The following is a 26530-nucleotide window of genomic DNA, read 5'->3' on the forward strand; positions in this document are numbered from 1 at the left end:
GGGGGGGGGGGGGGGCCGGGGCGCCCCCACCGGGGCGGGGGGGGCCCGGGGGGGCCCCCCCCGGACCGGGAAGGTCAGCCGTGTTCCTTCTGGTACCGCTCGTACGCCTCGTTGACCTTGTCCATGTAGGCGTCCATGTTCTTGCCCTTCAGCTCGGCAAGGTAGGCGTCCCACTGGGCGAGGTCCCGCTGACCGAGGATGAACTGCAGGGTCGCCTGGTAGACGAAGTCCCGCAGCGGCGTCTGCCACAGCGACACCTGCTCGCGCTCCTCGTCGGTGAACGGGAACGGCGGCATCACCGTCCGTGGCGTACGGGCGTTCATTACCTTCTGGAACTCCTGCTCCTCCGGGGAGAAGAAGGACTGCACCAGCTCCGGCTTGCCGCCGTAGGCGAAGACGCCGTTGTAGAACCCGAAGTCCTTCTGCAGGTGCTTGGGAGCCTCGGGGTTCAGCCCGATGACGTTGACGTCGGGGGCCAGGGTGGGCTTGCCGGAGGCGTCCTTGACGAAGGTGGTGCCCTCGACGCCCCAGCGGGCGAACGTCTGCCCGTCGTCGGAGTAGAACAGCCAGTCGATGAACTGCATCATGGCGACGAAGTTCTTGCTGTCCCGGGCCTTCTTGGAGATCATGATGCCGTTCTCCAGCCGGGGGGCCGGGTTGATCTCGCCGGCCGGGCCGATCGGCAGCGGGATCTTGGTCAGTTTCGCGTTCGGCAGGGTCTTCGCCAGGTCCGGGCGGTAGTCGTTGACCAGCGTCTGCGCGTTGCTGCTGATCACGAACGACTTGCCGTTGGCCAGCTTCTGCCGGGCGTTGTCGTCGGTCTGGGTGAAGCTCTCCGGGTCGAGCAGCCCTTCCTTCACCAGCTTGTTGAGGTAGGTCAACATGTCCTTGTACTTGTCGCTCGCGGCCGTGTAGAAGAGCTTCTTGGCGCTCGGGTCCCAGCTCACGTGCTGGAAGTTCCAGCCGGCGCCCTCCAGGCCGTACGAGGCCGCGAGGATGTTCAGCAGGTTGCCGGCCGGGTTGGGCTGGCTGAACCGGTCGGAGAACGGGAAGGTGTTCGGGTACGCCGCCTTCATCGCCTTGAGTACGGTGTAGAGCTCGTCCCAGGTCTTCGGGATCTCCAGGTTCAGTTCCTCGAGGATGTCGGTCCGCATCGCGAGCGAGTAGTCCCACCACGGCTTCTCGTGCACCCCGGGCAGCAGATAGAACTTGCCGTCCGCCTGGCGCCGCTGGTTGATCTCAGGAGTTAGGTTCCACTTCTCGATCTTGTCCTTGAAGTTCGGCATCAGGTCGAGGTAGTCGCTGACCGGCAGGATGGCACCGGAGGAGACGAAGGTTTCCTCCTGGGGCGGGTACGTCTTCGGGATGATCATCGGTGCGTCGCCGGCACCGATCAGCAGGCTGCGCTTCTGCTCGTAGTCGCTCAGCGGTACGGCGACCGGCTCCAGCGTGACGTTGGTCCGCTTGTTCAGCTCCGTCCAGAACAGCCAGTCGTTCTTGAGCGGATAGTTCGGGTGGTTGTTGTAGAGGATGGAGAAGGAGACCGGCTCGGTCGCCTTGAACTGCTGGTTGACGCCGAGTTCGGCCATTGCGCCGGTGCGGTTCTCCGAGAGGTCCTCGGACTCCGCATCGTCGCCACTGCCGCAGGCGACGAGCGAGAGGGTGAGCGCGCCGGCAGCGACCACCGCTGCTCGGCGCCGGGCTCGTTGGAACATCAGGCTTCCTTTCGCTGGTGGTTCGTGGGTTCGACGGCTCACCTCCGCCTGCCGGGCTATCCCTTCACCGCGCCGAGCATCACGCCCGACACGAAATACCGCTGCACGAAGGGGTAGACCAGCAGGATGGGCAGGGTGGTGAGCACGATGGTCACGGCCTTGAGCGTCGCCTCGGCCTGTACCTCGTTCGCCTCGTTGATGGCGCCGACGTTCTCCGCGCCGACGGCCCCGGCGATCAGGTTGCGCAGATAGACGGTGACCGGCAGCAGATCCTGCCGATCCATGTAGAGGAAGGCGGAGAACCACGAGTTCCAGAAGGAGACGGCGTAGAAGAGGATCATCGTGGCGATCACCGCTTTCGACAGCGGCAGCACGATCCGCAGCAGGATCCCGTACGTGTTCAGGCCGTCGACGGCGGCAGCCTCCTCCAGCTCCACCGGCAGGCTCTCGAAGAACGCCTTCATGACCAGCAGGTTGAAGACGCTGATCGCGTTCGGCAGCACGATCGCCCAGATGGTGTTCGTCATGCCCAGGCTGCTGATCAGGACGTAGTTGGGGATCAACCCGCCGTTGAAGAACATGGTGAAGACCGCGATGCCGATCAGCACGGTGCGGCCCTTGAGGTGGTGCTTGGAGAGCACGTAGGCGAAGCAGGTGGTCAGGACCATCGCGATGGCCGTGGCCACGACGGTGTAGACCACGGTGTTCCGGTAGTTGGTCCAGAACAGCGAGTCCGACATCACCAGTTTGTAGGTGTCGATGTTGAAGCCGCGCGGCACCACGCTGACCTGGCCGGCGATGATGTACGCCTCGTCGCTGAGCGACCGGGCCAAGATGTTGAGGAATGGGTACAGCGTCACCACCACGACGCCGGTCAGCACGATGGCGTTGATCACCTGGAACACCCGGTAGCCCCGGGTGGTCTGGATGCCCCGCCGTCGCCGGGGCCGGCCGAGCCGCTCGGCGGCCCGCTCCGGGTCGGCGGCCTCGGGCCGTACGGTGCTGGAATCCACGGTCACCACAGGCTCGTCCCCACTGTGCGACGGGAGATCGCGTTCGCGGACAGGATCAGGGTCAGCCCGATCAGGGCCTCGAAGAGTCCGATCGCGGCGGCGTAGCTGAAGTTGCTGGACTGGAACGCCATCCGGAACAGGTACGTGGAGATCACGTCCGCTGTCGGGTACGTCAACGGGTTGTAGAGCAGCAGGATCTTCTCGAAGCCGACCGCCATGAACGTACCGATGTTGAGGATCAGCAGCGTGACCATCGTGGGCCGGATGCCGGGCAGGGTGACGTGCCAGGTCTGCCGCCACCGGTTGGCGCCGTCGATCCGGGCCGCCTCGTAGAGGTTGTCGTCGACCGTGGTCAGGGCGGCGAGGTAGAGGATCGTGCCCCAGCCGACCGTCTGCCACACCTCCGAGGAGACGTAGATGGTGCGGAACCACTCGGGCCGTTGCAGGAACGGGACGGCGTCTCCGCCGGTGGCCTGCACGAGCTGGTTCACCGTGCCGTCGGTGGAGAGTAGCTGCATCACCATCGCGGCCACGATCACGATCGACAGGAAGTGCGGCAGGTAGGAGACCGACTGGACGAACCGCTTGAGCTTGCGGGTCCGGACCTCGTTGAGCAGCAGCGCCAGGACGACCGGTAGCGGGAAGCAGACCACCAGGGTCAGCGTGCCCAGGATCAGGGTGTTGGTGAAGACTTCCCAGAACGTCGGGTCGGACAGGAACATCTTCACGTAGCGCAGGCCGACCCAGTACTCGCCGAAGACGTTGCCGCCGGGCTGGAAGCGCCGGAACGCGATGATGTTGCCGAGCATCGGCAGGTACCGGAATATCAGGAAGAACAGCAGCGGCAGGATCGCCAGCGAATAGAGCTGCCAGTCCCGGCGGATCGCCTGCCGCCACGTCCGGCGGTGTTTTCGGGACCGGCGGCCGGTGGCGCCGGGGTCCGGCCGGTCGGGCTCGACGGTCACGGGCGGCGGGCCCGCGGTCGTGGGTGCACTCATCGGCGTACCTCCGCGGCGGTGGGCGGGAGCGTGGGGACCGGCTCGACCCGGGCCGGCGACAGCAGCTGCCGCCGGTGGCCGACCTCGCGTTCGGCGCCGGTGAGGTGGAGCCGGATCGTCGCCGTCTGGTCACCGCTGGAGCGGCCGAACCGCAGCTCCACGTCGCCCGGCTCGACGATCCGCCGGCCGTGCAGCCCGGTGAACGAGGCGACGTCGGCCGGGACCGTGAACGTCGCGTACGCCGCCTGGCCGGCCGGAAGCGGGACCCGGGTGTAGCCGACCAGCCGGACCACAGGTCGGGTGGTCTGCGCGACGGGATCGTGCAGGTAGAGCTGCACCACCTCGGTGCCGGCCCGGGAACCGGTGTTGCGGACCGCGACCCGGACGGTCACCTCGCCGTCGACCGGCCAGCCGGTGACCAGGTCCGGATCCGCCTCCGGCCGCCCGTCCGGCCCGACGACCTCCGGGGTACCCCACTCGAACGTCGTGTAGCTCAGTCCGTGCCCGAACGGGAACGCCGGGGTCGGGTCGACCGACGACACCTCCGAGCGGTGGCCCAGCGGCGGGGCGAGATAGCTGGCGGGCAGCCCACCGGAGTCCCGGGGCACGCTCACCGGCAGCCGCCCGGACGGGTTCACCGCGCCGGTGAGCACCTCGGCGAGCGCCTGCCCGCCCCGCTGACCGGGGAAGAAGCCTGCCACGAGGGCGGCGGCCGGGTCGAACTCATCGCCGAGCGCGTACGGGCGGCCGGCCAGCAGCACCAGCACCACCGGGGTACCGGTGCCGAGCACCGCCGCCACCAGCTCGGCCTGTACGCCCGGCAGCCGCAGGTCGACGGCGTCACATCCCTCGCCGGAGGTCCCCCGACCGAACAGACCGGCCCGGTCACCGACGGCGAGTACGCAGACGTCGGACCCCCGCGCGGCGGCCACCGCCTCGGCGAAGCCGGACGTGTCGTCGCCGGTGATGCCGCAGCCCGGCGCGTACCGCAGTCCGGGGTGGAACTGGCGCAGGGCGTCGCGCAGCGACGGGATCTCCACCCCGAGCCCGTGCTCGGGATGCCGCACTCCGACGTGGGCGGGGAAGGTGTAGCAGCCGAGCATGCCGATCGGGTCGTCGGCGAGCGGGCCGACCAGCGCCACCCGTTGCTCCGGGGCCAGCGGCAGTACGCCGTCGCCGTTACGGAGCAGGACGACGGACTCCCGGGCCAGTCGCAGCGAGACGTCCCGGCTGACCTCGTCGTCCAGGCGCAGCCGCTCGACGTCCTCGGGCATCGGCCGCCAGTCCTCGTCGAGCAGGCCGAGTTCGGCCTTCTGCGCGAGTACCCGGCGCAGGGCCCGGTCGACCAGCGCCTCGTCGACCGCGCCGGTGCGGACCGCCTCGACCAGCGGGGCGCCGAAGGCGTCCACAGTGGGCAGTTCGACGTCGATCCCGGCCCGCAGCGCGAGCCGGGCGGCGTCGCCGGGCTCGGCGGCAACCCGGTGCAGGGTCTGGAGGAACCGGACCGCGAAGTAGTCGCCGACCACCGTGCCGGTGAAACCCCACTCGTCGCGGAGCAGCCTGGTCAGCAGGCTCTCGTCGGCGGCGACCGGTACGCCGTCGATCTCGGCGTAGGAGTTCATCACCGAGCGGGCGCCACCGAGGCGCAGCGCCATCTCGAACGGGGGCAGGATGACGTCGGCGAGTTCCCGGCGCCCCATCGGCACCGGGGCGAGGTTGCGGCCGCCCCGGGATGCCGAGTAGCCGGCGAAGTGCTTCAGGGTGGCGACCACGCCGCCCTGCTCCAAGCCCCGCACGTACGCCGCGCCGATCGTGCCGACCAGGTACGGGTCCTCGCCGATGGTCTCCTCGGTCCGGCCCCACCGGTAGTCGCGGGTCACGTCCAGCACCGGGGCCAGGCCCTGGTGCACCCCGGCGGCGCGCATGGAGCGGGCGATCCGGCCCGCCGCCTCCTCGACCAGCTCGGGATCGAAGGAGGCTCCCCAGCTCAGCGGCGCGGGATAGACGGTGGCCCGCCAGGCGGCGAAGCCGGTGAGGCACTCCTCGTGGACCTGGGCCGGAATGCCGAACCGGCTCGCCGCGACGATCTCGGCCTGTGAGGCCGCCAGTGAACGCGCGCCGGCGACCGGGTCGACCGGCGCGGTGCCGAACGGGCGGGTGAGCTGGCCGAGCCCGTGCCGGATGACGTCGTCCCACTGCGGCGCGTCGTCCATCATCTCGAACTGGTGCGGGGCGACCCCCTCGCCGGAGGCGTCGGCACCGACCCACACCCCGACCAGTTGGGCGACCTTCTCCGCCAGCGACATGAGGGGGATGAGAGCCTCGGCCCGCTCGGTGGCGGAGAGTTGCGGATCGTGCCATGGCGCGGCGATGTCCGTCGTGGCGCCCCGGGCCACGGGCAACTGGCTCTTCATGCCACCCCTTCGGGCCGACCGTGGCACCGTCCGGTCCGGACAGCGGGCTGGTCAGGCCGGCGAGTCTTCGAAACTTTCGGCAATATCCGCGTTACCTGTGCGGGGGAACCTATGCGTCGTGGCGAAGATGTGTCAAGGGTGTCTGAACTGCTGGATCCGTGACCACATCGCATATCGTGCGCAGAGCGGTCCGGACGGTCAGCCGGAGGTCACCGCAAGATCGAACCGTGGCAGGTCCGCCCGGTGTTAGGGTTTCGCACCGAAAGTTTCGGATAGTTGCGGGAGGCTGTCGATGACGAGGTCCCGGCGGATCGTCAGTACCGGTGCCGCGACGATCGCGACCATCGCCGACGAGGTCGGGGTCTCCCTGACGACCGTCTCCAAGGTCCTCAACGGCCGCTCTGACGTGGCGCCGGATACCCGGGCCCGGGTCGAGGCCAGCCTCGAACGGCACCGATACCGACGTCGCACGAAGCGCCAACCGACCGAGGTGGAGCAGATCGACCTGGTCTTCCACCAGCTCGACTCGGGCTGGGCGACGGAGATCATTCACGGGGTGCAGGCGGTGACCGGCGCCGCCAAGGTCGACGTGGTGCTCTCCCAGTTGGGCGGCGAGCACCGGCCCTCACAGCAGTGGCTGGAGGGGGTGTTGCTGCGGCGGCCGCTCGGCGTACTGCTGGTGCTCTGCCACCTGACCGAGCCGCAGCGGCAGCAGCTCCAACGCCGGTCGATTCCGCTGGTGGTGGTCGACACCGACAGCGCGACCTCGGCCTCGGTGCCGACCGTCGGCTCCAACAACTGGAACGGTGGACTGCTCGCCACCCGGCACCTGCTGGAGCTGGGCCACCGCCGGGTCGCCTGCATCTCCGGCCCCGAGGACGTGCTGTGCAGCCGGGCCCGGGCCGCCGGTTTCCGTTCCGCACACGACGAGGCCGGGATCCCGGTCGACCCCGAGCTGGTCCGGTACGGCATGTTCGCCGCGCACGCCGGCTACCAGCACGGGCTGGAGCTGCTGACCCGGCCCGACCGGCCAACGGCGATCTTCGCCGGTTCCGACATGCAGGCGCTGGGGGTGCTCCGGGCAGCCCGGCAGCTCGGCCTCGACGTGCCGGCGGACCTCTCGGTGATCGGCTACGACGACCTGCCGGTGGCGTCCTGGGTCGGCCCGGCCCTCACCACCGTCAACCAGCCGCTGCGGGACATGGCCGGCACCGCCACGCAGATGCTGCTCGACCTGGCCCGGGGGGTGGAACTGTCGACCACCCGGATCGACCTCGTCACCGAGCTGGTCGTACGGGAGAGCACCGCACCACCCCGGCGGACCGGCTGAGCGCCGGCTGCCCGCCACGCGCTACGGCGGGCCGGTGCTAGGTCGGCCACCTGGGGCTTGACCGGCCGTCGTCACCAGTCGGCGTCCTGGCACACCTTGTGCGTGGTGGGCGGCTCGATCTGCAGAGTGCAGTGGTCGATGCCGAAGCCGTCGTGCAGTCGGGCACGCGCGGCGGCGAGTACCGGGGCGACGTCGGCGCCGGCGGACAGGGCGAGGTGTGCGGAGGCGACGTCCATCCCGGAGGTCAGGGTCCAGACGTGCAGGTCGTGCACTCCGGCGACGCCGGGTACGCCGGTCAGGCTGGTCGCCACGGCGGCGACGTCGATGTGCGGCGGTGCGGCCTGCACCAGTACCCGTACCGCGACCCGGGCCAGTTGCCAGGTGCGGGGCAGGATGAACAGGCCGACGGCGACCGCGACGACCAGGTCGGCGTAGCGCCAGCCGGTGGTGGCGATGACAACGGCGGCGACGATCACCCCGACCGAGCCGAGCAGGTCGCCGAGTACCTCCAGGTAGGCGCCCCGGACGTTGAGACTCTCCTTGGCGCCGGCACGCAGCAGTAGGAACGCCACGACGTTGGCGGCGAGGCCGACGATGGCGACCACCAGCATCGGCCCGGCCAGCACCTCCGGCGGGTCGTCGAACCGGCGCACCGCCTCGACGATCACGAAGATTGCCACACCGGAGAGCAGTACCGCGTTGGCCAGCGCGGCGAGCACTTCGAGCCGGTAGAGCCCGAAGGTGCGCTGGGCGTGTCGGGCGGCCCGGCTGGCGGCGGTGATCGCGGCCAGGGCCAGACCGATGCCGAGCACGTCGGTGAACATGTGCCCGGCGTCGGAGAGCAGCGCCAGCGAACCGGTCCACCACGCCGCCACGGCCTCGAGCAGCAGGACGGTGCCGAGTACGGCTACTGCCGCCCAGAGCGGCCTGCGATGCCGCTCGCCGGCCCGCATCGCCTGGCCGCCGTGGTCGTGGCCCGCGCCCATCTGCCCAGCCTCCCGCCGTCGACGCCGATGGGGACAACATATGCGGACATTGCAATGTGTGCAACTTGAAACTGGATCCCGATCCCGATCAGCGGCAGCAGCTCCTCCGGAGGACGAGCGTCAGGCACTCTCCCGGAGGATCAGCTCGGACGGGTACGCGGTGGCCGGCGGCACCCAGGCCCGCTCGAGTACCGCCGCCGCGGCCGCCGTGGCGATCTGCTCGACCGGATGGCTCGCGGTGGTCAGGGCCGGCGCGCTCAAGGCGGCGAACGGCACGTCGTCGAAGCCGGCCACGGCGATGTCCCCCGGCACGTCGATCCCGCGCCGCCGCAACGCCGCCAGCGCACCCAGCGCCATCGCGTCGCTGTTCGCGAAGACCGCGTCGGTGTCCGGCCAGCGCTCCAGGATCCTCAGCATCGCGGCCTGTCCGCCGGTGGCGGTGAAGTCGCCCGGCACCAACCGGATGGGCAACCCCGCCGCCCGCGTCACCTCCCGGTAGGCGGTGACGGGCCGCCGGGTGCAGGGCATCCACCCCGGACCTGTGATCATCGCGATCCGGCGGCGCCCGGAGGCGAACAGGTGGCCGATGATGGTACGGGCCGCGCCGCCGTTGTCGACGTCGAACGACGGTACGGTCCGGGAGCCGATGCCGATCGACACCGTGCGACCCTGTAGCGCGGTCGGCACCGCCTCCAGAATCCGTTCGGTGGTGTTGACCATCAGCACCCCACGGACGCCACGGTCCTCCGCCAACTGCCGTAGTCGGGCCGGCGCGTGCAGCGGCAGCCACTCCAGGGACACCCCGACCTCCCGGCGCGCGCAGACCTCGGCCGCGGCTCGCACCACCCGGTCGACGTACGGGTCGTGCAGCACCGTCGGCACCGCGCCGGCCACCGCCACGACCAGTCGTACCCCGGCGCCGGTGGCCAGGGCTCGGGCCGCCGGGTCGGGCGCGTAGCCCAGTTGCGTGGCGGCCGCGACGACCCGGTCCCGGGCGGTCGCGGAGGCGGCGCCGTATCCGGCGATGACCCGGGAGGCGGTGGACCGGGAGACCCCGGCCACCCGGGCGACGTCCTCCAGGGTGGCCCGGCGCGGCGCCCGGCTAGCCACGCCGGCTCCCCGACGCGACCTGACACGGGCACGGTGGTGCGGGGAGGTAACGACCGGGCTGACGCATGGGGAAATGATGCACCCGTGCGGCACGTGTCGGCGAGCCGGTAACCGGCCGACAGGGGCAATCGGCGTGCCTCGGCGTTGTCGGGTTGCGCCGAGAGCGGTCTCAGGGGTGCGATCACTGGACCTTTGTCAACGTGGAAGCGCAGCGCGTGCGCCTCGACCTGCATCCGCCGGACAGGGCGGACGGTACGGGGAGTGGAAGAGGCTCACTCGGCGGCTCGCCCGACCAGGGGAGTCGAGGAAGCGGAGGTACCCCAGGTGAACACGTCCGCCGGCACGGTCCGGCCACCGGTCGTGCCGCGGCAGGTCCTTACCGCCCGGACCGGCGTCGCGGTGGTCTTCGGGCTCAACGGGCTGGCCGTCGCCTCGTGGTTCGCCCGCGTGCCCGCGGCCCGGGACGCGCTCGGACTCACCCCGGGACGGTTGGGCCTGCTGCTGCTGGCGCTCTCCGCGGGCGCACTGCTGGCGCTGCCGGCCGCCGGCATGCTGGCCCAGCGGCTGGGCACCGCCCGCACGGTCGGTGCCGCGACCGCGCTGGCCGCGTTCGGACTGGCGCTGGCCGGGGTCGCCGCCGGGAGCTGGCACTCGGTACCGGCCGTCGCGGTCGGGCTGTTCGCCATCGGGTACGGCGCCGGCACCTGCGACGTCGCCATGAACGTCGAGGCGGCGACCGTCGAGCGGCGGCTCGGCCGTACCGTGATGCCCCGGTTCCACGCCGCCTGGAGCCTCGGCACCGTGGCCGGGGCGGTCGCCGGGGCCGGCAGCGCCCGGCTCGGGGTACCGATCGGGCTGCACCTGGGGCTGGCCGCCGCGCTGATGCTCGCCGGTACGCTCCCCGCGGTCCGGTCGTTCCTGCCGGCCCGCGCCGCCCCGCCGCCCGACGCGCCGACCGGCCCGACCCGGGGCACCGGCGCGCTGTCCGCCTGGCGTGAGCCCCGTACCCTGCTGATCGGCCTGCTGCTCCTGGTGATGGCTTTCACCGAGGGGACCGCCAACGACTGGCTGGCGCTGGCCTTCGTGGACGGCCACCGGGTGAGCGACGCGGTCGGCGCGCTGGCCTTCGGGGTCTTCGTCGCCGCGATGACCATCGGCCGCACCGCCGGCACGATCGCGCTGGACCGCTGGGGCCGGGTACCCGTGCTGCTCAGCACCATCGCGCTGGCCGCGATCGGCGCCACGGCGGCGGTACTGGCGAGCCCGTGGCCGCTGGCGATGGCCGGGGTGCTGCTGTGGGGGCTCGGCACCTCGCTCGGCTTTCCGATGGGGATGAGCGCGGCGGCCGACCAGGAGGACCGGGCCGCCGCCCGGGTCAGTGTGGTGGCGGCGATCGGCTACACCGCCTTCCTGGCCGGGCCGCCCCTGGTCGGGCTGCTCGGCGACCGGGTCGGCAGCCTCCGGGCCCTGCTGGTCGTGCCGCTGCTCCTGCTGCCGGCACTGCTCCTGGTGCCGGCCGCCCGCCCGCCCGCCGACGCCCGGCCCGAACCTGCCGAGGATCGGGCCGAACCCGCCGACGCGCGGGACGGATCCGCCGGGGTCCGGGCCGAACCCGCCAACGGCCGGGCCGGAGCCGTCGGCGGCGGGGACGAATCCGTCGACCGGTCGGCGGCGGTCAGTCCCCCCGCAGGCCCCAGCGCCGGTGGAGCCGGCTGAGCGGGGCCGGCGCCCACCAGTTCGCCCGGCCGGCGAGTCGCATGACGGCCGGTACCAGCAGCCCACGGATGATGGTGGCGTCCACCAGGATCGCCAGGGCGAGGCCGATTCCCATCAGCTTCAGGAAGCTCATGCCGCTGACTCCGAAGGCCGCGAACGAGACGGCCAGCACTACGGCCGCGGCCGTGATCAGCCGGCCGGTCTTGGCCAGCCCGGCGGCGATCGCCTGGGCGTTGTCGCCGGTGCGGTCGTACTCCTCCTTGATCCGGGAGAGCAGGAAGACCTCGTAGTCCATCGACAGGCCGAAGGCGACGCAGAACATCAGGATGGGCATCGACACGTCGAGCTGGCCGGTGGCGGTGAAGCCGAGGACCCCGGAGAGATGCCCCTCCTGGAAGATCCACACCATCGCGCCGAAGGTCGCCGTCAGGGACAGCAGGTTCAGCAGGATCGCCTTGACCGGGACCAGGATGCTGCCGAAGACGGCGAAGAGCAGTATCGCGGTGGCCGTCGCGATGAGCGCCAGCGCCAGCGGCAGCCGGTCGCCGATGGCGGCCTTGGCGTCCACGAGTTCCGCCGCGTCACCTCCGACACCGAAGTCGAAGGGCGGGTCCAGCGCCCGGATCTCCTCGACGAGCCGCTCGCCCTCGGCCGAGCGCAGCACCACGGCGGGGACCACGCTCAGCCAGGCGCCGCCCGGCGCCGTGTGCGGCGTCACGTCGGCGACGCCGTCGACCGCGCCGACCTGGCCGGCGAAGGCCGTTACGAACCCGGCGTCCGCGCCGTCGGCGTCGACGCCGGGCAGGGCGATCCCGAACTCCTCGGTGCGGTTGCCGGCGAACCCGCGCTCGATCGCCTCGACGACCTGCCGGGCCTCGTTGGACGGCGGCAGCGCCTGGTGCGACGGCAGCCCCGGGTCGACGCCGAGGAACGGGATGCCGAGCGCCAGCAGGAAGACGACGACTCCGGTCGCGACCGGTACCGGCCGGCGCATCACCGCACCGGAGAGCCGGTACCAGAAGCCCGGCCCGGCCGGCCGTCCAGCCTCGCCGGCCCGCCCACCGGTGAGCCGGGCCGTACGCCGGCGCGACCGCAGCGACCCGGCGTTCACCCTCGGGCCGAGGGTCGCCAGCAGGGCCGGCAGGGTCAGCAGGGCCCCGGCCGCGGCGCAGACCACCACCGCGATTCCGGCGTAGGCGAACGACCGCAGGAAGGACAGTGGAAAGACCAGCAGCGCCGAGAGCGAGACGGCCACGGTGAGCGCCGAGAACGCCACCGTACGGCCGGCGGTCCGCACGGTCCGCACCACCGCCTCCTCCGTCGGCCGGCCGGCGGCCAACTCCTCGCGGAACCGGCTCAGGATGAACAGCGAGTAGTCGATCGCCAGCCCGAACCCGAGCCCGGTCATCAGATTGATCGAGTAGACCGAGACGTCGGTGAGTCGCGCGATGCCGGACAGCGCGAGAAGCGCGCCGAGCACCGCGACCACCGAGACGGCCAGCGGCAGGGTCGCCGCCACGATCCCGCCGAAGACGAACAGCAGCAGAAGGAGTGTCGCGGGGACCGCGATAAGCTCGGCCCGGACCAGGTCGCTGTCGAGCTGCTCGCCGATGGCCTCGTCGATCGTGTACCCGCCGCCCACCCGGACGGTGAGCGGGCCGCGATCTCCGGCGTACTCCGCCGCGATACCGGCCGCGGCCGCCTCGCCCTGCTCCTCGTCGCCGGCCAGGTCGACCACGACCAGCGCTGCGTCGCCGTCGGTCGAGCGGAGCGCCGGCTGCCCGCCCGTCGACCAGTACGAGCTGATCCCGAGCACCCCGGGATCGTCGGCGAGTTCCCGGATCAGCGCCGTGCCGGCCGCCGCCACCGCCGGGTCGTCCACCCCGGCGCCGTCGGCGGCCCCGACCAGCAGGACCAACTCGGGTCGGGGCGCGCCGACCTCGGCCAGGAAGGCTTCGGCCCGGGTCGACTCGGCTTCCGGGTCCGCGAAGCCGCCCCCGCCGAGCTGGCCGAAGACGCCGGATCCGGCCGCACCGGCGGCGACGACGAAGAGGACGGTCAGGGCCAGCACCACCCGGCGGCGGTGGACGACGAAGTGACCGATTCTGTTGAACACGGCGATCTCCTGGGGTGGCGGGAAGGGACTGCCCGCCATGGTCTGTTCCGGGCCCGTCCGGCCACATCGGACCGGCGAACGCCTCCGTACGGGCCCGGGCAGGAGCCGGACCCGTACCGGAGACCGGGTCGGGGCGTACCCGGGGACGGGGTCGACCGACCCGGCACGGCGGTAGTCTGCGGGCGTGGAGCAGACGGGGCTGCGGGCCTGGGGTGGTTCGTTCACCACCGGCTTGGCCTTTCCGCTCGCGGCCCTGGTGGCGGCGCTGCTCGTCTTCCTGACCACCGGCATCACCGTCGGCCTGGTCGGTACGCTCGTCGTCGCCCTGCTGCCCTGGGCGCTGCTGGCCGGCCAGGTCCGGGTCGGGCCGTGGCCGATGGCGGCGTTCGGCGTCGGCGTGCCGGCGCTGGTGACCTTCTGGTACGACGCGCCGGGCGCCATCTTCCTGGCCATGCTCGCGGTGGCCTGGCTGGCGGCGATGGGCCGGTCGTGGCCGGCCGAGACGGTGGCCGTGGTCGGCGCGGCTGCCGTGCCGGTGGTGCTCGTCGCGGTCGACGGCGAGTGGCGCGAGGACTATCCCGCCGTCGTCTTCTTCGGCACCGGGACGCTGTTCACCTGGTTGATCGGCCGTATCCTCCGGCGGGAGCGGCAACTCGTCGCCGCGCTGACCGAGGCGCACGAACGGCTCGACGTGGCGGCAGCCGCGGCCGAGCGCCGCCGGATCGCGCACGACGTGCACGACGCGGTCGGGCACGGGCTCACTGTCGTGCTGCTCAACCTGGTCGGCGCCCGACAGGTGCTGGACCGCGACCCGGCGGCTGCGGCCGAGGCGCTGGACCGGGCCGAGCAGGTCGGCCGGGACAGTCTCCAGTCCGTACGGGCGATCGTCGGCCTGCTGCGCGATCCGGGCGAGAGTGGCGGGGCGCAACCGCCGCTGCCCGGTGCGGCGGACATCGTCGACCTCGTCCGGGGTGCGGCCGAGGCCGGGTTGCCGGTCCGCACCGAGCTGGTCGGCGACCTCGGGTCGGTCGACACCTACACCGGGCTCGCCGCGTTCCGGATCGTGCAGGAGGCGGTCAGCAACGTCCGGCACCACGCCCCGGGGGCCGAGGCGGTGGTCCGGATCGTCCGGCAGACTGACCGCCTCGCGGTGTCGGTACGCAACGGCGCCCCGGCCCGGACCCCCACCCCGAGCGGTCGGGGCGGCGGCACCGGCCTGGCCGGCATGCGCCAGCGCGTCGACGCGCTCGGCGGCACCGTGTCGGCCGGACCGGACGGCGACGGTTGGCTGGTCGAGGCGTCGCTGCCGGTGCGGCGTACCGGCGTGGAGGTGCCTGGGTGATCCGGATCGTGCTCGTCGACGACCAGGAACTCGTCCGGGCGGGACTGCGGCTGATCCTGTCGACCCACGACGATCTCGTGATCGTCGGTGAGGCGGCCGACGGTCGGGCCGGCGTCGACCTCGCGGGTCGGCTGGGCCCGGACGTCGTGCTGATGGACATCCGGATGCCGGTGCTGGACGGGATCGAGGCGACCCGGCGGTTGGCCGGAGTGGAGGGGGCCCCGCCGGTGTTGGCACTGACCACGTTCGGGGACGACGAGGTGCTCTGGGGTGTCATCGAGGCCGGCGCGGCGGGTTTCGTGCTGAAGGACGCGCCTGCGGCGGAACTGGTCGGCGCGATCCGGGTCACCGCCCGGGGCGGCTCGTGGTTCGACCCACAGGTTGCCGCCCGGGTGCTGGCGCTGGTCCGGGGCCGCCGCGCGGGCCGGCCGGCGTCCTCGGTGGCCGCGCTGACCGGCCGCGAGCTGGAGGTGCTCCGCCTGGTGGCGTCGGGCGCGAACAACGTCGAGATCGCCGGGACGCTGCACCTGAGCGAGCGGACCGTGAAGGGACACGTCTCGGCGATCTTTCTCAAGCTCGGCGTCCGGGACCGGGCCGGCGCCATCGTCCGGGCCTACGACGCCGGCATCGTGCCCGGCCGGTGACGGCCGCGACATGCCACGCTGGTCCGGGCACTGCGTGACCGGTACGGGTTGGACGACGACGCCTGTGCCTTCCTGGGCTTCTTCGTCTCGCCCCCGCCGGAGCTGGAGCGGCAGGCGGTCGACGCGGCGCAGGCCGGGCTGGACGCGGGACGGCCGCTCCGCACACCCGGCGGTACGGCCGACTGTTGCGCGACTACGAGCTGATGTTCTGGAACACGATGGTGGAGTCGTCGAGCCGACGATGCGTCGGGCAGCCTGTGCGGGGCGCCTGCGTGCTTCCGGGCTGGAGCCTGGGGCCGACGCCGGACGACCAGCCCGGTGGGGCTGGTCGTCCGGACCGTGCGGTGCCCGCCGGCCGGGTCACGGCCGGCGGCCACCGGTGTGCGGGGTCAGCGTCGGGTCGCCACCGGCGTCCGGTGCCGGGTCGGTGGCCGGCGGGGCGCCGTCGATCGGGGCGCCGTCGATGGCACCCGCCGCGGTGGCCGCGCTGGTGGCCGGGTCCGGCAGGTCGAGGCTGGTCCGCAGGGTGACCGGCTTGAGCAGGGCGGCGGCGATCACCCCGACTACCGCGATCGCCGCGGAGATCAGGAAGATGTGCCCGGTGGCGTCGCCGTAGGCGTTGCGGACGATGTGCGCGACGGCGTCCGGCAGCCCGGACAGGTTGAGACTGCCGCCGGCGCTGCCCGCTCCGGACGCCGGGATACCGGCTGCGGTCAGGTCCTGGGTGATCTGCTCGGTGACTCGACGGGCGAGCACCGCACCCAGTACGGAGACCCCGATGGTGCCGCCGAGTGAGCGGAAGAACGCGACCGAGGAACTCGCCGCCCCGATGTCCTTCAGCGGTACGGCGTTCTGCACGGCGAGGACCAGGTTCTGCATGGTCATTCCCACCCCGATCCCGACGAGCAGCATCGCCCCGCTGATGAAGACCAGGGACGTCTGATGGTCGATGGTGCCGAGCATCAGGAAACCGGCGACCAGGAGGATCGCCCCGACCACGATGTACGGCTTGATCCGTCCGCTGCGGGTGATCAGCCGCCCCGCGACGATCGACGACGCGAGCACCCCGACCATCATCGGGATGGTGAGCAGGCCGGCCTCGGTCGGGCTGTAGCCACGGCCGATCTGGAAGTACTGGCCGAGGAAGACGGCGCCGCCGAACATCGCCATCCCGACCGCCAGGCTGGCGACGATCGACAGTGCCGTGGTGCCCTGCCGGACGATGTCGAGTGGTACGACCGGCTCGGCGGCGCGGGCCTCGACCACGACGGCGAGGCCGAGCAGGACCAGCGCGGCGCCGACCATGGCACCGGTCTGCCAGGAGAGCCAGTCGAACGAGCCGTCGACGAACGAGATCCAGACGAGCAGCACGCTGACCCCGGCGGCGATCAGGGTGGCGCCGAGATAGTCGATCTTCACATTCTGTCGGCGGACCGTGACCAGGTGAAGGGTGGCCTGGAGGACGAGCAGGGCGATGATCGCGATCGGTACGCCGACGAAGAAGCACCACCGCCAGCCGAGCCAGGACGTGTCGACGATGAGCCCGCCGAGCAGCGGTCCGCCGACGGTGGCGAGCGCCATCACACCGCCGAGGTAGCCGTTGTAGCGGCCGCGCTCCCGGGGCGGGATCATCGCGGCGATCACCACCTGGACCAGGGCCTGCAACCCGCCGACCCCGATGCCCTGGAAGGCGCGGGCGGCGATGAGCTGACCGGCGTTCTGGCTCAGCCCGGCCACCACGGAGCCGAGAACGAAGATCACGATGGCGGTCTGGACCAGGGCCTTCTTGTTGAACAGGTCGGCCAGCTTGCCCCAGATCGGGGTGGTCGCGGTCGCGGTGAGCAGGGTGGCGGTGACCACCCAGGTGTACTGGGTCTGCGTTCCGTTCAGCGCTCCGATGATCTTTGGCAGCGCGGTCGAGACGACGGTGCTGCTGAGCATCGCGACGAAGAGCACCAACAGCAGGCCGCTGAGCGCCTCCAGGGTGCGCCGATGGGTCATCGGCTCCGCTTGCGGCGCGGGTGCGAGGGTTGTCGGTGCGCTCATCGCGCGGCCTCCAGCTTTCCTTGAGGGTTGATCTGTCCCGGGGCCCGGTCGAGGCTGCCCTGGATGTCGGTGACGAACCGGTCGAGCGCGCTGGTCAGTGCGTCGATCTCCGCCGGGCTCCAGTCGGCGAGCGCGGCGCAGAGCAGGTCGCCGTACCAGTCGCGGGCGTCGGCCAGTGCCGTACGCCCCTCGTCGGTGAGCACGAGGAAGCTCGCCCGCCGGTCGGCCGGGTCGGCGCGCCGGGTCACCAGGCCCCGCGCCACCAGCGCGGCGACCGCCCGGCTGACCGTCGACGGGTCGAGTCCGGACCGGCCGACGAGTTCCTTGGCGTGGCAGCCGGCCGCCTCGTCGGCCAACTCGTCGATCTGCAACAGCATGCCGACCAGGCCGGACGGCACGGCCGGCCGTTCGATCGCGCGTCGGTGCCGGATCAGCCGCATGGCCGACATCAGGTCGCGGAGCCGGTCACCGAGCTCGGTGTGCCGAGCGGTGGTGTCCACCTCGCCTCCTCGGTCGGTTGGTTGTCACACGCAAGGATTTCGAATCACTGCTCACTGCGCAAGTTTTCGCTTTGAGAAATGAATCACCGCCACGTAGGCTGTTCCCGATGGATGAGACGGTGGGGCGGCGGGAGCGCAAGAAGGCTGCGACGCGCGAAGCACTGCACCGGGCGGCGCTCCGGCTCGCCGCCGAGCAGGGACCGGACCGGGTGACCGTGGAGGCGATCGCGGACGCCGCCGACGTGTCCCGCCGAACGTTCTCGAACTACTTCGCGAACAAGGAAGAAGCTCTCTTCCATGCCGATCTGGTGCGAATCCGGCGTCTGCTGGAGTTGGTGCACGCCCAGCCGCTCGACGAGCCGCCCTGGACCGCGCTAACCCGGGCTGCCGAACAACTGGCGCGGGAGAGCGACGGCCTCGACCCGCTGTGGTTGGCCCAGCGGCGGTTGATCCGCAACCATCCCAGCCTCGCCGCCCACCAGATCACCGCGTACGGCGCCGTTGAGCAGGAGTTCACCGCCGAGATCGCCCGTCGCCTGCCCGAGGCGCCGGAGACCCCGCTACGCGCCCGGGTACTCGCCGGGACGTTCCTGCACGCACTTCGCGCGGCGACCCAACACTGGACCGACCATCCGGAGCGCCCCCTGGTCGAACTGGTGCGTGCCGCCCTCGGCTACGTGACTCCATGACCGGTGGCCCGGCCCGGTCGCCCGGCGGACTCCGGGGCCGGTGACACCGGGGTCCGGGATCGGTGACACCGGGGTCCGGAGCCGGGAGGCCGAGCGCCCGGGGCCTGGCCGAGCCGGCATCCCGACTCGCGGTGCAGCGTCAGCTCCGCGTCGTCCGACGCGTCGTCGACCCGGCCCTCTCGTAGCCGCACTCGGGCGCGCAGCACCAGGGCCGTCGCCTCCATCAGCCGCAGCCCGGCCGCCCTCGCCCGGATCACCGGGTCCGGCTGAGCCTCGGAAACCGCGGTGCCGGACGGACCGGCCGGTGTGCCCGGGCCTCCGGATCCCGGCCGGTCAGGCCGTGCAACTCGGCGACCAGAGCCGAGTGGTCGCCTGGTCCGCCGCCTCCCTCGCCGTCTCGGCCCGCCGCAGCGCCGCCTCGAACCGGCTGACGTCGACGTCCTGCGGGTCGATCACCAGCCGGTAACCGCCGACCTGGCGCTCGATCCGGACCGGTTCGGCGCCGGCCCCGTCGAGACTGCGGCGCAGCCGGGTCACGCAGGTGTGCACGGCGGCGCGGGGATTCTCCGGCGCGGCCGGCCCCCAGACCGCCTCCACCAGCTCGTCGATCGCGACGGACCGGGCCGGGTGGACCAGCAGGGCGGCGAGCAGGGCGGCGAGCAGGGCGGCGAGCAGTGCCCGCTGCCGGTTGGAACCGATCCGAACGGGACCACGAGCCGAGCGGATCTCAAGTGGTCCGAGAATCCCGAAGCGCATCCCTTGCCCCCCGCAAGGATTTTTTCGAGTCTATTCCGTGGGTACGTCACTTCCGCAGTGGCATGTCCGGTTGTCGTCGGTAACGGTCTCGGCAACCGTCCAGGTGCACTTCGCCGCAGTGGTCCGCCAACTCCGATCCTGACTGGACAACCTCGGCTCGCTACGGGCCCTTCCACCTCGAAGCGCGGGAGGCCAGTGACCGAGGTGCTGGCCGACGGGAACCCCGGTCGACCGGCCCCTGCGGTCCGGCCCGGTCGAGAACCCGAGTCTCTTGAATATCGTCACTTCTGGATGTTAGGAAGAGTTGATAATTTTCGGTCTCTGTGCGGATCTGTCGAGATCCGGGTGGGAGGGTGTTGATGCCAGCACGAGGAGTCCTCGCCGGGTTCACCCTCTTCGCCCTGCTGGTGCCCGGTGTGCTGCCGCCGGCCGCCGTGCACGCCGCCGAGCGCCGGGGCAGCACCACCGCTGCCGGCGGTCCGGTCACCGTCGAGGACGTCTACCGCTACCTGGAGGATCCCGGGATGACCGGTGAGGGGCAGCAGTCGCCGCACGCGATGCTGCGCCCGTACCCGGACGCCCGCACCGCCGCCGCCGACATCACCGAGCACAGTGCCCGGTCGCCGTGGATGCTGCCGCTGAACGGCGACTGGCGGCTGACCATCGCCGACCGCCCCGGCGAGGTGCCGGCCGGCTTCCACGCCGAGGGCTACGACGTCTCCGGCTGGCCGACCGCCACGGTGCCGCACACCTGGCAGTCCGACTTCGTCGACCACCCGATGTTCCGCAACATCCCCGAGGAGATCTGGCCCGACGACCCGCCCCGGGTGCCCCGGGACGTCAACCCCACCGGCGCATACGTGCGCGCCTTCGAGGTGTCACCGTCCTGGTCCGGCCGGCGGACGTTCCTGCGCTTCGAGGGCGTCACCAGCGGCTACTTCGTCTGGGTCAACGGCCGCTACGTCGGCTACGACCAGGGCGGCTACACCCCGGCCGAGTTCGACGTGACCGACGCGCTGCGCCCGGGCACCAACCGGGTCGCGGTGCAGGTGCACCGGTGGGGTTCGGGGGCGTACCTGGAGGACGTCGACCAGTGGCGCTACAGCGGCATCTTCCGCGACGTCTGGCTGTACGCCACGCCCCGGACCCACCTGCGCGACGCGTACGTCACCACCGACCTGGACGACCGGTACCGGGACGCCACCCTCACCGCCCGGGTCGCGCTGGCCGGCCCGGCCGACGGGTACACCGTGCGGGGCACCCTGCGCGACGCCGCCGGCCGGACGGTCAGCGCGATGACCGGGCAGGGCACGCTCAGCACCACGGTACGGGACCCGGCGAAGTGGAGCGCGGACGCGCCGCACCTGTACGCGCTGGTGCTGGAGTTGCTCGACCCGGACGGCCGGTTGGTGCACACTACCGCGCAGGCGGTCGGCTTCCGTGAGGTCGAGGTGCGCGACGCGCAACTACTGGTCAACGGCGAACGCATCCTGATCAAGGGCACCAACCGGGCGGAGACCGACCCGGAGACCGGCCGGCACGTCAGCCGGGCGGCGCAGCGCCGCGACGTCGCGCTGATGAAGAGCCTGCACATCAACGCGGTCCGCACCTCGCACTACCCCTCGGACCCCTACCTCTACGACCTGGCCAATCGGCACGGGCTGTGGATCGCCGACGAGGTGGACATCGAGACCCACTCCCACGAGAACTGCCCGAACAACTGCCTCGCCTCCCGGCCGGAGTGGCAGGCGGCGTTCGCGGACCGGTTCCAGGCGATGGTGCATCGCGACAAGAACCACCCGAGTGTGATCATCTGGGACACCGGCAACGAGGCGGGTCTGGGCACCGCGCACTTCGCGATGGCCGAGTGGGCGGACGCCAACGAGCCCACCCGGCTGCTCTACCACCAGTCCAATAACCCGAACGGCGACGCGCCGTACGCCGACGTGTGGGGGCCGCGCTATCCGACTCCCGGGTACGTCGAGTCCATCGCCGGCACCACCACCCGGCCGGTGGTCTTCGGCGAGTACGCCCACGCCATGGGCAACAGCGTCGGCAACTTCGACCGGTTCTGGGCGCTCGCCCGGCGCTACCCGTCGCTACAGGGCGGCTTCGTCTGGGACTGGGCCGAGGCCAACCTGCGCCAGCCGCTGCTGTTCACCCCGGACTCGTCAGCCAACCGGATCCAGGCGTTCTTCGTCGGCAAGCCGTCCCTGGTCGAGGGGCGGCGTGGCAAGGCGGTCGCACTGTCCAGCCTGGACGACTTCGTCGATGTGTTCCGCGATCCCCGGCTCGACCTCACCGGGGCGGTGACCCTGGATGCCTGGGTACGACCCGGCGAGTGGGCCGGCAGCTTCCCGGTCGTCACCAAGGGCCGGGCGTACGCCCTGCAGATGCGGGACCGCACCACCCTGGAGTTCGGGGTCAGCACCGATGCCGGCTGGGCTTCGGTGGCCGCGCCGGTGCCGGCGAACTGGTACGACGACTGGCACCGGGTCAGCGGCGGCTACGACGGCACCGCCCTGCGGCTCTACGTCGACGGCGTCGAGGTCGGCAGCCTCGCCCGCTCCGGTGCCCTCGACCCGGGGCTGTCCGAGGTGAACGTCGGCCGCAACGCCGCCACCCAGCAGGACGACCTGCGTACCCGGTTGGCCCGGGGGCTGGTCGACGACGTCCGGGTCTACGGCGCGGCGCTGACCGCCGACGAGCTGGTCGCCGACCCGGTGCACCGGGCCGCACTGGCCCTGGACTTCGACCGGGCGCAGCCGCGCGGCGAGTTCGACAGCCTCGGGCTCAGCCTCTCCGGCACGGACGGGCTGGTCGGCACCGACCGCTACCTCCAGCCGGAGACCGTCGAGGTGGCCTGGGCGCACGCGCCGGTCCGGTTCGGCACCGACGACGCGGCGACGGGCCGGGTCCGGGTGCAGAACGAGCAGCCGGCGGCCGCGCTCGACCTGCGGCTGCGCTGGTCACTGGTCGAGGTGGACCGGACGCTCCGGTCCGGCACCCGCTCGCTGCGGCTCGGCCCGGGTCAGACCGTCGACCTCGCCCTCGGTGCCGCGCCGCCGAACCCGCAGGACCGGCAGCGCCGGCTGCGGCTGGAGGCGATCGGCACCGACGGTGTGCGGTATGGCTGGGACGAGTTCGCCGCCGGTGGCCGGGTGGTGCCCGGCGTACTCCCGTCGGCACCGGCCGGCGCTGCCCCCAGGTTGACTCGGGACGGCGAGACCGTGCTGGTCTCCGGTCCCGGTTGGCGGTACCGGTTCGACACCGGCACCGGCATCCTGCGCTCGATGACCTCTGGCGGGCGGGAACTGCTGCGTACCGGTCCGGAACTCGACGTCTACCGGCCGCCGACCAGCAACGAGACGTACGGCTGGGGCACTGCCGACCGGGAGATCTGGCACGCGCTCGGCCTCGACCGGCTGCGGACCGAGGTGACCGGCGTGTCGTCCGCCACGCAGGACGGTGCGGCGGTGGTCGAGGTGCGCAGTGTCGCCCGGGGCTCGGCGACCTTCGAGATCGACCAGACCATGCGCTACCGGATCGACGGGCGGGGCACCATCACCCTGCAACACCGGGTCACGCCGCGCGGGGCGGGCGTCGGGCAACTGCCCTACCTGCCCCGGGTCGGCCTGCAGGTCCGGGTGCCGGACTCGATGCAGCGGTTCGCCTGGTACGGCCGGGGCCCGCAGGAGACCTACAACGACCGGCAGCGGGGCGCCTTCACCGGCGTCTGGCGCAGCACTGTGCACGAGGAGTACGTGCGCTACTCCCGGCCGCAGGCGTACGGGAACCACACCGGGGCTCGGTGGGCGTCGCTGACCGACGGCCGGCAGGGACTGCTGGTCGGCAGCTCCACCGGCGCCGACCTCGACGTCAGCGTCACCCCGTACGACGAGTTGGCCCGCGCCGAGTACGACTTCCAGCTTCCGCTGGTCCGTAACCGGGGTTGGGTGACGCTGCACGCCGCCGCCGGCGAGACCGGGATGGGCGAGACGCCGAACTCGGTGCTGGACGAGTACCGGGTGCCGGCGGACCGGTCGCACGAGTACACCCTGACGCTGCGCCCGCTGACCGGGCGGGAGATCCGGGCCGGCGGGGTACCCGACTCCCGGACGGCCGCGCCCTGCCCGCCGGAGGTCGCGCTGGCGGCCGGAGCGGAGATCCGCCCCGGCGAACCGCAGCGGGTCGCGGTCACGGTCACCGCCCGGTGCGCCGACGGCCTGCGGGACGCGGTGGTGAGGCTGGCCGCGCCGGCCGGCTGGACCGTCAGCCCGGCTGCCGTCCCGCTGGCCGAGGTGGCGTTCGGGACACCCGAGGAGGCGGTCTTCACGGTCACCGCGCCGCCGGAGACCGACTACGGCAGCTACGAGCTGACCGCGACGGTGGACGCCGTCGGCAACGGCTTCCCGAGCACCGTCGAGGCCCGCACGACGGTACGCGCCCCGCTGCGGCCGGGCGACCGCTGGGTGAGCGACCTGCCGTTCCTGGTGGCCGAGAACGGGTGGGGGCCGGTGGAGCGGGACATGAGCAACGGCGAGCAGCCGGCCGGTGACGGGGGGCCGCTGCGCATCGGCGCGACGACGTACGACAAGGGGATCGGGGCGCACGCACCGTCGCGGATCGTGGTCGACCTGGCCGGCGGATGCCGCGCGTTCCGGGCCGACGTCGGGGTCGACGACGAGGTGGACGGGGGCTCGGTCGGCTTCGAGGTCTGGGTCGACGGCGAGCGGCGGGCCGCGACCGGGGTGCTGACCGGTGCGGCCGGGCCCGAGCGGATCTCCGCCGACGTCACCGGCGGCCAGCGGCTGGAGTTGCGGATCACCGACGGCGGCAACGGCAACGGTGAGGACCACGGCGACTGGGCAGCCGCCCGGTTGACCTGCTCCTGACGCCGGTCGAGCTGGTCCTCGCCCGCGATCGGCGGCCGGCCGGACACCCCGGCCGGCCGCCGGTGCCCGGCTACGGTGCCACCGGGTACTCCGCGAGGTAGACCGGTGCGCCGACCCGGGTGGTGTCGGCCGGCCCGCCGACGCCGTTGACCACATGGTCGATGGTGCCGGCGCTGAGGTTGACGGTCATGATGTGGTGCAGCCGCACCCCCGGCGCCTCCGGCACTTCGAAGCCGTTCTCGGTGTGGATCGACGGGTTGTTCTGGTTGAAGACGTAGACACCCCCACCGTGCAGGGTGTGCCGCTTCACCCGGTCGCCGACCTTGTAACCGGCCCAGCCCTCGACCTCGCCGTTCATCCAGTCCGCCTGGGTCGGCGGGTCGTACGGCAGCTCGTTCTGGTAGAGGATCGTCGTGCCGTCCTCGCCGTTCCAGACCGTGTTGTAGCGCTGGAAGTGCTCGACGAAGAGGCCGGTCGCGGTGACGTGGTCGCCGTTGATGACCGCGCCGTACCGGCCGGTGTTGGTCCGCCAGCGGTCGGTGTCACCGTTGACGCCCTCGGTGAAGCCCTCGACGCCGTGGTCGCCGCGCCACACCCAGGTGTGGTCGATCAGGACGTGGTCGCTGTTGACCTCCAGCGCGATGTTGGTCCGGCCGATGTGCGGCCCGCCGACCCGGAAGTAGACGTCGGAGAGCGTGATCGGGTTGTTCGGGGTGCTGTGGCTGCGGCCGTGCCGGCTGCCCACCCGGAGCAGCACCGGCGATTCCCGCAGGCCGGCGTCCACGGTGAGCCCGGCGACCACCACGCCGGGTACACCGGCGATCTCCAGCGGGGTGGCGCCGTTCACGGCGGTGAGGGTGGCGTGCCCGATGCCCAGCACCACCGTGTCGGGGCGCTTGACCTCGATGCTGCGGGCGACGTCGTAGACGCCGGGGGTGAGCAGCAGGTGCCGGCCGCGGGCCAGCTCCCGGTTGAGCACGTGTACCGGGTCGGACGGCCGGGCGACGAAGAAGTCCCGCAGCGGGACGGTCCGGCCCGGGGTCAGGCCGGCACCCCAGGTGATGCCCCGGGTGTCCTGCCGCGCGGCGGGTACCCGTACCTGGTAGCTGCCCTTCGCGTCCACGAAGAGGTACGGCTTCTCGCGGCTGCGCGGCGTGCTCTCCAGCGTGGTGTACGGCGGGTCGGGGAACCCGGCGTCGTCGGGGGCGCCGACCACACCGGCGAAGACCTGGTTCCAGACCGCGTTGGACCAGCTCGCTACCTCGGTGTTGCGGGTCAGCCACTGCTGCTGGGAGCCGTTGGTGGTGGCGGGCAGCCGCGAGTCGGCGATGAAGCCGCCGCTGGCGTACTGCGGGCCGGCGGTGCAGTAGTCCATCAGCGACAGTCCGCCGCCGCCGATGTTCATCCGGCGCAGCGACACCGCCTGGGAGACGGCCCAGAAGTTCGCGGACGCCCGGCAGTCGTCCTGGCCTGCCGCGACGATGTTGAGGGACAGGTTGGAGAGGGTACGCCAGAAGTTGACCAGGGCGATGCAGTTGCCGGTGCCGCCGCCCTCAAGACAGCGGTTGTAGACCTCGACCTTGCCGTTGATCACGACGTCGGTGGGCGAGGCGCCGAGTCCGGAGATCTCGGTGTAGTACCCGACTTTGATCTGTAGCGGCTGCTCGGCGCTACCGTAGCTGCCCGGATTGAACAGATACGCGTACCGGTCGGTGCCCATCTCGTTGTTGACCTGCCGGGCGTGTGCCGCGTCGAGCGTCGCCTGGATCTCGCTGACCGGCATGCTCGGGTCGAAGACGGTGACGTTGCGTCCGAGGTCCGGGGCGCCGGGCCGGGGCGGGTGGGCGTTGGCCGGCACGTCCGTCGAGGTGGTGACGGTGGCCAGCACGAGGCCGAGCACGAGCGCCCGACGGAACCGGTGGCGCGCGGGGCGCCGCCGGAGGCCGGGGGAGTGGGTCGTCATGCGGTTCGTCCGTCCTTTCCGCTGGCCGGGCCGGGAGCGCCGGGCGCAGCGACGGGGTGGGGTTGCTGCGGTGGTGCGGGGTCGGGCGTTGACGCACCTCTTCGGACGGTGGCGGATGCCTCCGGCGGTCTCTGAGAGCGCTCTCTCGACTGTCCGACGGGCACCACGGCACTGCACGAAGATGGGTTGAGATGTTTCTACCGGCTGCGCGCCCGGTACGCCATCCGACGAGCGGGGTTGATGCCCCGGCACCCCCGCGCGACCGTCGGTCCGTTGCCGGGTCTGCTCGGCCACGGC

Annotated in this window: 17 protein-coding genes and 1 pseudogene; 7 read left to right on the plus strand and 11 right to left on the minus strand. The window is 72.0% G+C overall.

Features of this window, described 5'->3' with window-relative positions; translation table 11 throughout:
* Positions 1 to 74 precede the first annotated feature (74 nt).
* From R6Y94_RS10210 to R6Y94_RS10225, 4 genes are read right to left on the minus strand one after another with little or no spacing between them, the layout of a single operon-like run.
* A complete protein-coding gene (locus R6Y94_RS10210; protein ID WP_318395557.1) occupies positions 75 to 1715 on the minus strand; it encodes an extracellular solute-binding protein in 1641 nt (546 codons plus the stop codon).
* A 56-nt stretch (positions 1716 to 1771) separates the two neighbouring features.
* Positions 1772 to 2734: a carbohydrate ABC transporter permease gene (locus tag R6Y94_RS10215; protein ID WP_318395558.1), complete on the minus strand. Its 963-nt coding sequence runs from the start codon at positions 2732 to 2734 to the stop codon at positions 1772 to 1774.
* Positions 2731 to 3726, minus strand: a complete 996-nt coding sequence (locus R6Y94_RS10220; RefSeq protein WP_318395559.1) for an ABC transporter permease — start codon at positions 3724 to 3726, stop codon at positions 2731 to 2733. Before R6Y94_RS10220 ends, R6Y94_RS10215 begins: the two co-directional genes overlap by 4 nt.
* Positions 3723 to 6140: a glycoside hydrolase family 3 N-terminal domain-containing protein gene (locus R6Y94_RS10225; protein ID WP_318395560.1), complete on the minus strand. Its 2418-nt coding sequence runs from the start codon at positions 6138 to 6140 to the stop codon at positions 3723 to 3725. Before R6Y94_RS10225 ends, R6Y94_RS10220 begins: the two co-directional genes overlap by 4 nt.
* 292 nt (positions 6141 to 6432) lie before the next feature.
* Between R6Y94_RS10225 and R6Y94_RS10230 the strand changes: the two genes are divergently transcribed.
* On the plus strand, positions 6433 to 7470 hold the full coding sequence (locus R6Y94_RS10230; protein WP_318395561.1) for a LacI family DNA-binding transcriptional regulator: 1038 nt from the start codon (positions 6433 to 6435) through the stop codon (positions 7468 to 7470).
* 71 nt (positions 7471 to 7541) lie between these two features.
* On the opposite strand, the gene R6Y94_RS10235 is transcribed toward R6Y94_RS10230, so the two are convergent.
* Entirely contained in the window at positions 7542 to 8456 is a 915-nt protein-coding gene (locus R6Y94_RS10235; protein WP_318395562.1) for a cation diffusion facilitator family transporter, read from the minus strand.
* A gap of 120 nt (positions 8457 to 8576) precedes the next feature.
* Entirely contained in the window at positions 8577 to 9566 is a 990-nt protein-coding gene (locus tag R6Y94_RS10240; protein ID WP_318395563.1) for a LacI family DNA-binding transcriptional regulator, read from the minus strand.
* Between the two features lie 324 nt (positions 9567 to 9890).
* Here R6Y94_RS10240 and R6Y94_RS10245 point away from each other — a divergent pair.
* A pseudogene (locus R6Y94_RS10245) lies at positions 9891 to 11120 on the plus strand (MFS transporter); the annotation flags it as partial.
* Between the two features lie 121 nt (positions 11121 to 11241).
* Here R6Y94_RS10245 and R6Y94_RS10250 read toward each other — a convergent pair.
* On the minus strand, positions 11242 to 13398 hold the full coding sequence (locus tag R6Y94_RS10250; protein WP_318395564.1) for an MMPL family transporter: 2157 nt from the start codon (positions 13396 to 13398) through the stop codon (positions 11242 to 11244).
* Positions 13399 to 13582: 184 nt separating this feature from the next.
* Between R6Y94_RS10250 and R6Y94_RS10255 the strand changes: the two genes are divergently transcribed.
* Genes R6Y94_RS10255 through R6Y94_RS10265 form a run of 3 tightly spaced genes read left to right on the plus strand, consistent with a single transcriptional unit; the run spans position 13583 to position 15588 of the window.
* A complete protein-coding gene (locus R6Y94_RS10255; RefSeq protein WP_318395565.1) occupies positions 13583 to 14740 on the plus strand; it encodes a sensor histidine kinase in 1158 nt (385 codons plus the stop codon).
* On the plus strand, positions 14737 to 15384 hold the full coding sequence (locus tag R6Y94_RS10260; protein WP_318395566.1) for a response regulator transcription factor: 648 nt from the start codon (positions 14737 to 14739) through the stop codon (positions 15382 to 15384). The genes R6Y94_RS10255 and R6Y94_RS10260 overlap by 4 nt, the downstream gene beginning before the upstream one ends.
* 48 nt (positions 15385 to 15432) lie before the next feature.
* Positions 15433 to 15588, plus strand: a complete 156-nt coding sequence (locus R6Y94_RS10265; RefSeq protein ID WP_318395567.1) for a hypothetical protein — start codon at positions 15433 to 15435, stop codon at positions 15586 to 15588.
* Between the two features lie 156 nt (positions 15589 to 15744).
* Here R6Y94_RS10265 and R6Y94_RS10270 read toward each other — a convergent pair whose 3' ends face one another.
* Positions 15745 to 17430 carry an MDR family MFS transporter gene (locus R6Y94_RS10270; protein ID WP_318395568.1) on the minus strand — a complete coding sequence of 562 codons (1686 nt, stop codon included), beginning with the start codon at positions 17428 to 17430 and terminating at the stop codon, positions 15745 to 15747.
* On the minus strand, positions 17427 to 17930 hold the full coding sequence (locus R6Y94_RS10275) for a MarR family winged helix-turn-helix transcriptional regulator (RefSeq protein ID WP_318395569.1): 504 nt from the start codon (positions 17928 to 17930) through the stop codon (positions 17427 to 17429). Before R6Y94_RS10275 ends, R6Y94_RS10270 begins: the two co-directional genes overlap by 4 nt.
* Before the next feature lie 107 nt (positions 17931 to 18037).
* Here R6Y94_RS10275 and R6Y94_RS10280 point away from each other — a divergent pair, with 107 nt between their 5' ends.
* Complete coding sequence (locus tag R6Y94_RS10280; RefSeq protein ID WP_318395570.1) at positions 18038 to 18619, plus strand: TetR/AcrR family transcriptional regulator; 582 nt, start codon at positions 18038 to 18040, stop codon at positions 18617 to 18619.
* A gap of 333 nt (positions 18620 to 18952) precedes the next feature.
* Here R6Y94_RS10280 and R6Y94_RS10285 read toward each other — a convergent pair whose 3' ends face one another.
* Positions 18953 to 19375 carry an AfsR/SARP family transcriptional regulator gene (locus tag R6Y94_RS10285; protein ID WP_318395571.1) on the minus strand — a complete coding sequence of 141 codons (423 nt, stop codon included), beginning with the start codon at positions 19373 to 19375 and terminating at the stop codon, positions 18953 to 18955.
* Between the two features lie 359 nt (positions 19376 to 19734).
* Here R6Y94_RS10285 and R6Y94_RS10290 point away from each other — a divergent pair, with 359 nt between their 5' ends.
* Positions 19735 to 24270, plus strand: a complete 4536-nt coding sequence (locus R6Y94_RS10290; protein WP_318395572.1) for a glycoside hydrolase family 2 TIM barrel-domain containing protein — start codon at positions 19735 to 19737, stop codon at positions 24268 to 24270.
* A 70-nt stretch (positions 24271 to 24340) separates the two neighbouring features.
* Here R6Y94_RS10290 and R6Y94_RS10295 read toward each other — a convergent pair whose 3' ends face one another.
* Complete coding sequence (locus R6Y94_RS10295) at positions 24341 to 26233, minus strand: adenylyl cyclase (RefSeq protein WP_318395573.1); 1893 nt, start codon at positions 26231 to 26233, stop codon at positions 24341 to 24343.
* Between the last annotated feature and the right edge of the window lie 297 nt (positions 26234 to 26530).

Origin of the sequence: Plantactinospora sp. KLBMP9567 (genome assembly GCF_033446045.1) — a bacterium.
In the GTDB taxonomy this organism is placed as follows: Bacteria; Actinomycetota; Actinomycetes; order Mycobacteriales; family Micromonosporaceae; genus Plantactinospora.

Bases quoted from the DNA above. Each gene is read 5' to 3' on its own strand.
- R6Y94_RS10210 (WP_318395557.1), bottom strand. From the start codon at position 1,715: ATGTTCCAACGAGCCCGGCGCCGAGCAGCGGTGGTCGCTGCCGGCGCG.
- R6Y94_RS10285 (WP_318395571.1), bottom strand. From the start codon at position 19,375: ATGCGCTTCGGGATTCTCGGACCACTTGAGATCCGCTCGGCTCGTGGT.
- R6Y94_RS10295 (WP_318395573.1), bottom strand. From the start codon at position 26,233: ATGACGACCCACTCCCCCGGCCTCCGGCGGCGCCCCGCGCGCCACCGG.
- R6Y94_RS10230 (WP_318395561.1), top strand. From the start codon at position 6,433: ATGACGAGGTCCCGGCGGATCGTCAGTACCGGTGCCGCGACGATCGCG.
- R6Y94_RS10220 (WP_318395559.1), bottom strand. From the start codon at position 3,726: ATGAGTGCACCCACGACCGCGGGCCCGCCGCCCGTGACCGTCGAGCCC.
- R6Y94_RS10290 (WP_318395572.1), top strand. From the start codon at position 19,735: ATGCCAGCACGAGGAGTCCTCGCCGGGTTCACCCTCTTCGCCCTGCTG.
- R6Y94_RS10235 (WP_318395562.1), bottom strand. From the start codon at position 8,456: ATGGGCGCGGGCCACGACCACGGCGGCCAGGCGATGCGGGCCGGCGAG.
- R6Y94_RS10270 (WP_318395568.1), bottom strand. From the start codon at position 17,430: ATGAGCGCACCGACAACCCTCGCACCCGCGCCGCAAGCGGAGCCGATG.
- R6Y94_RS10225 (WP_318395560.1), bottom strand. From the start codon at position 6,140: ATGAAGAGCCAGTTGCCCGTGGCCCGGGGCGCCACGACGGACATCGCC.
- R6Y94_RS10280 (WP_318395570.1), top strand. From the start codon at position 18,038: ATGGATGAGACGGTGGGGCGGCGGGAGCGCAAGAAGGCTGCGACGCGC.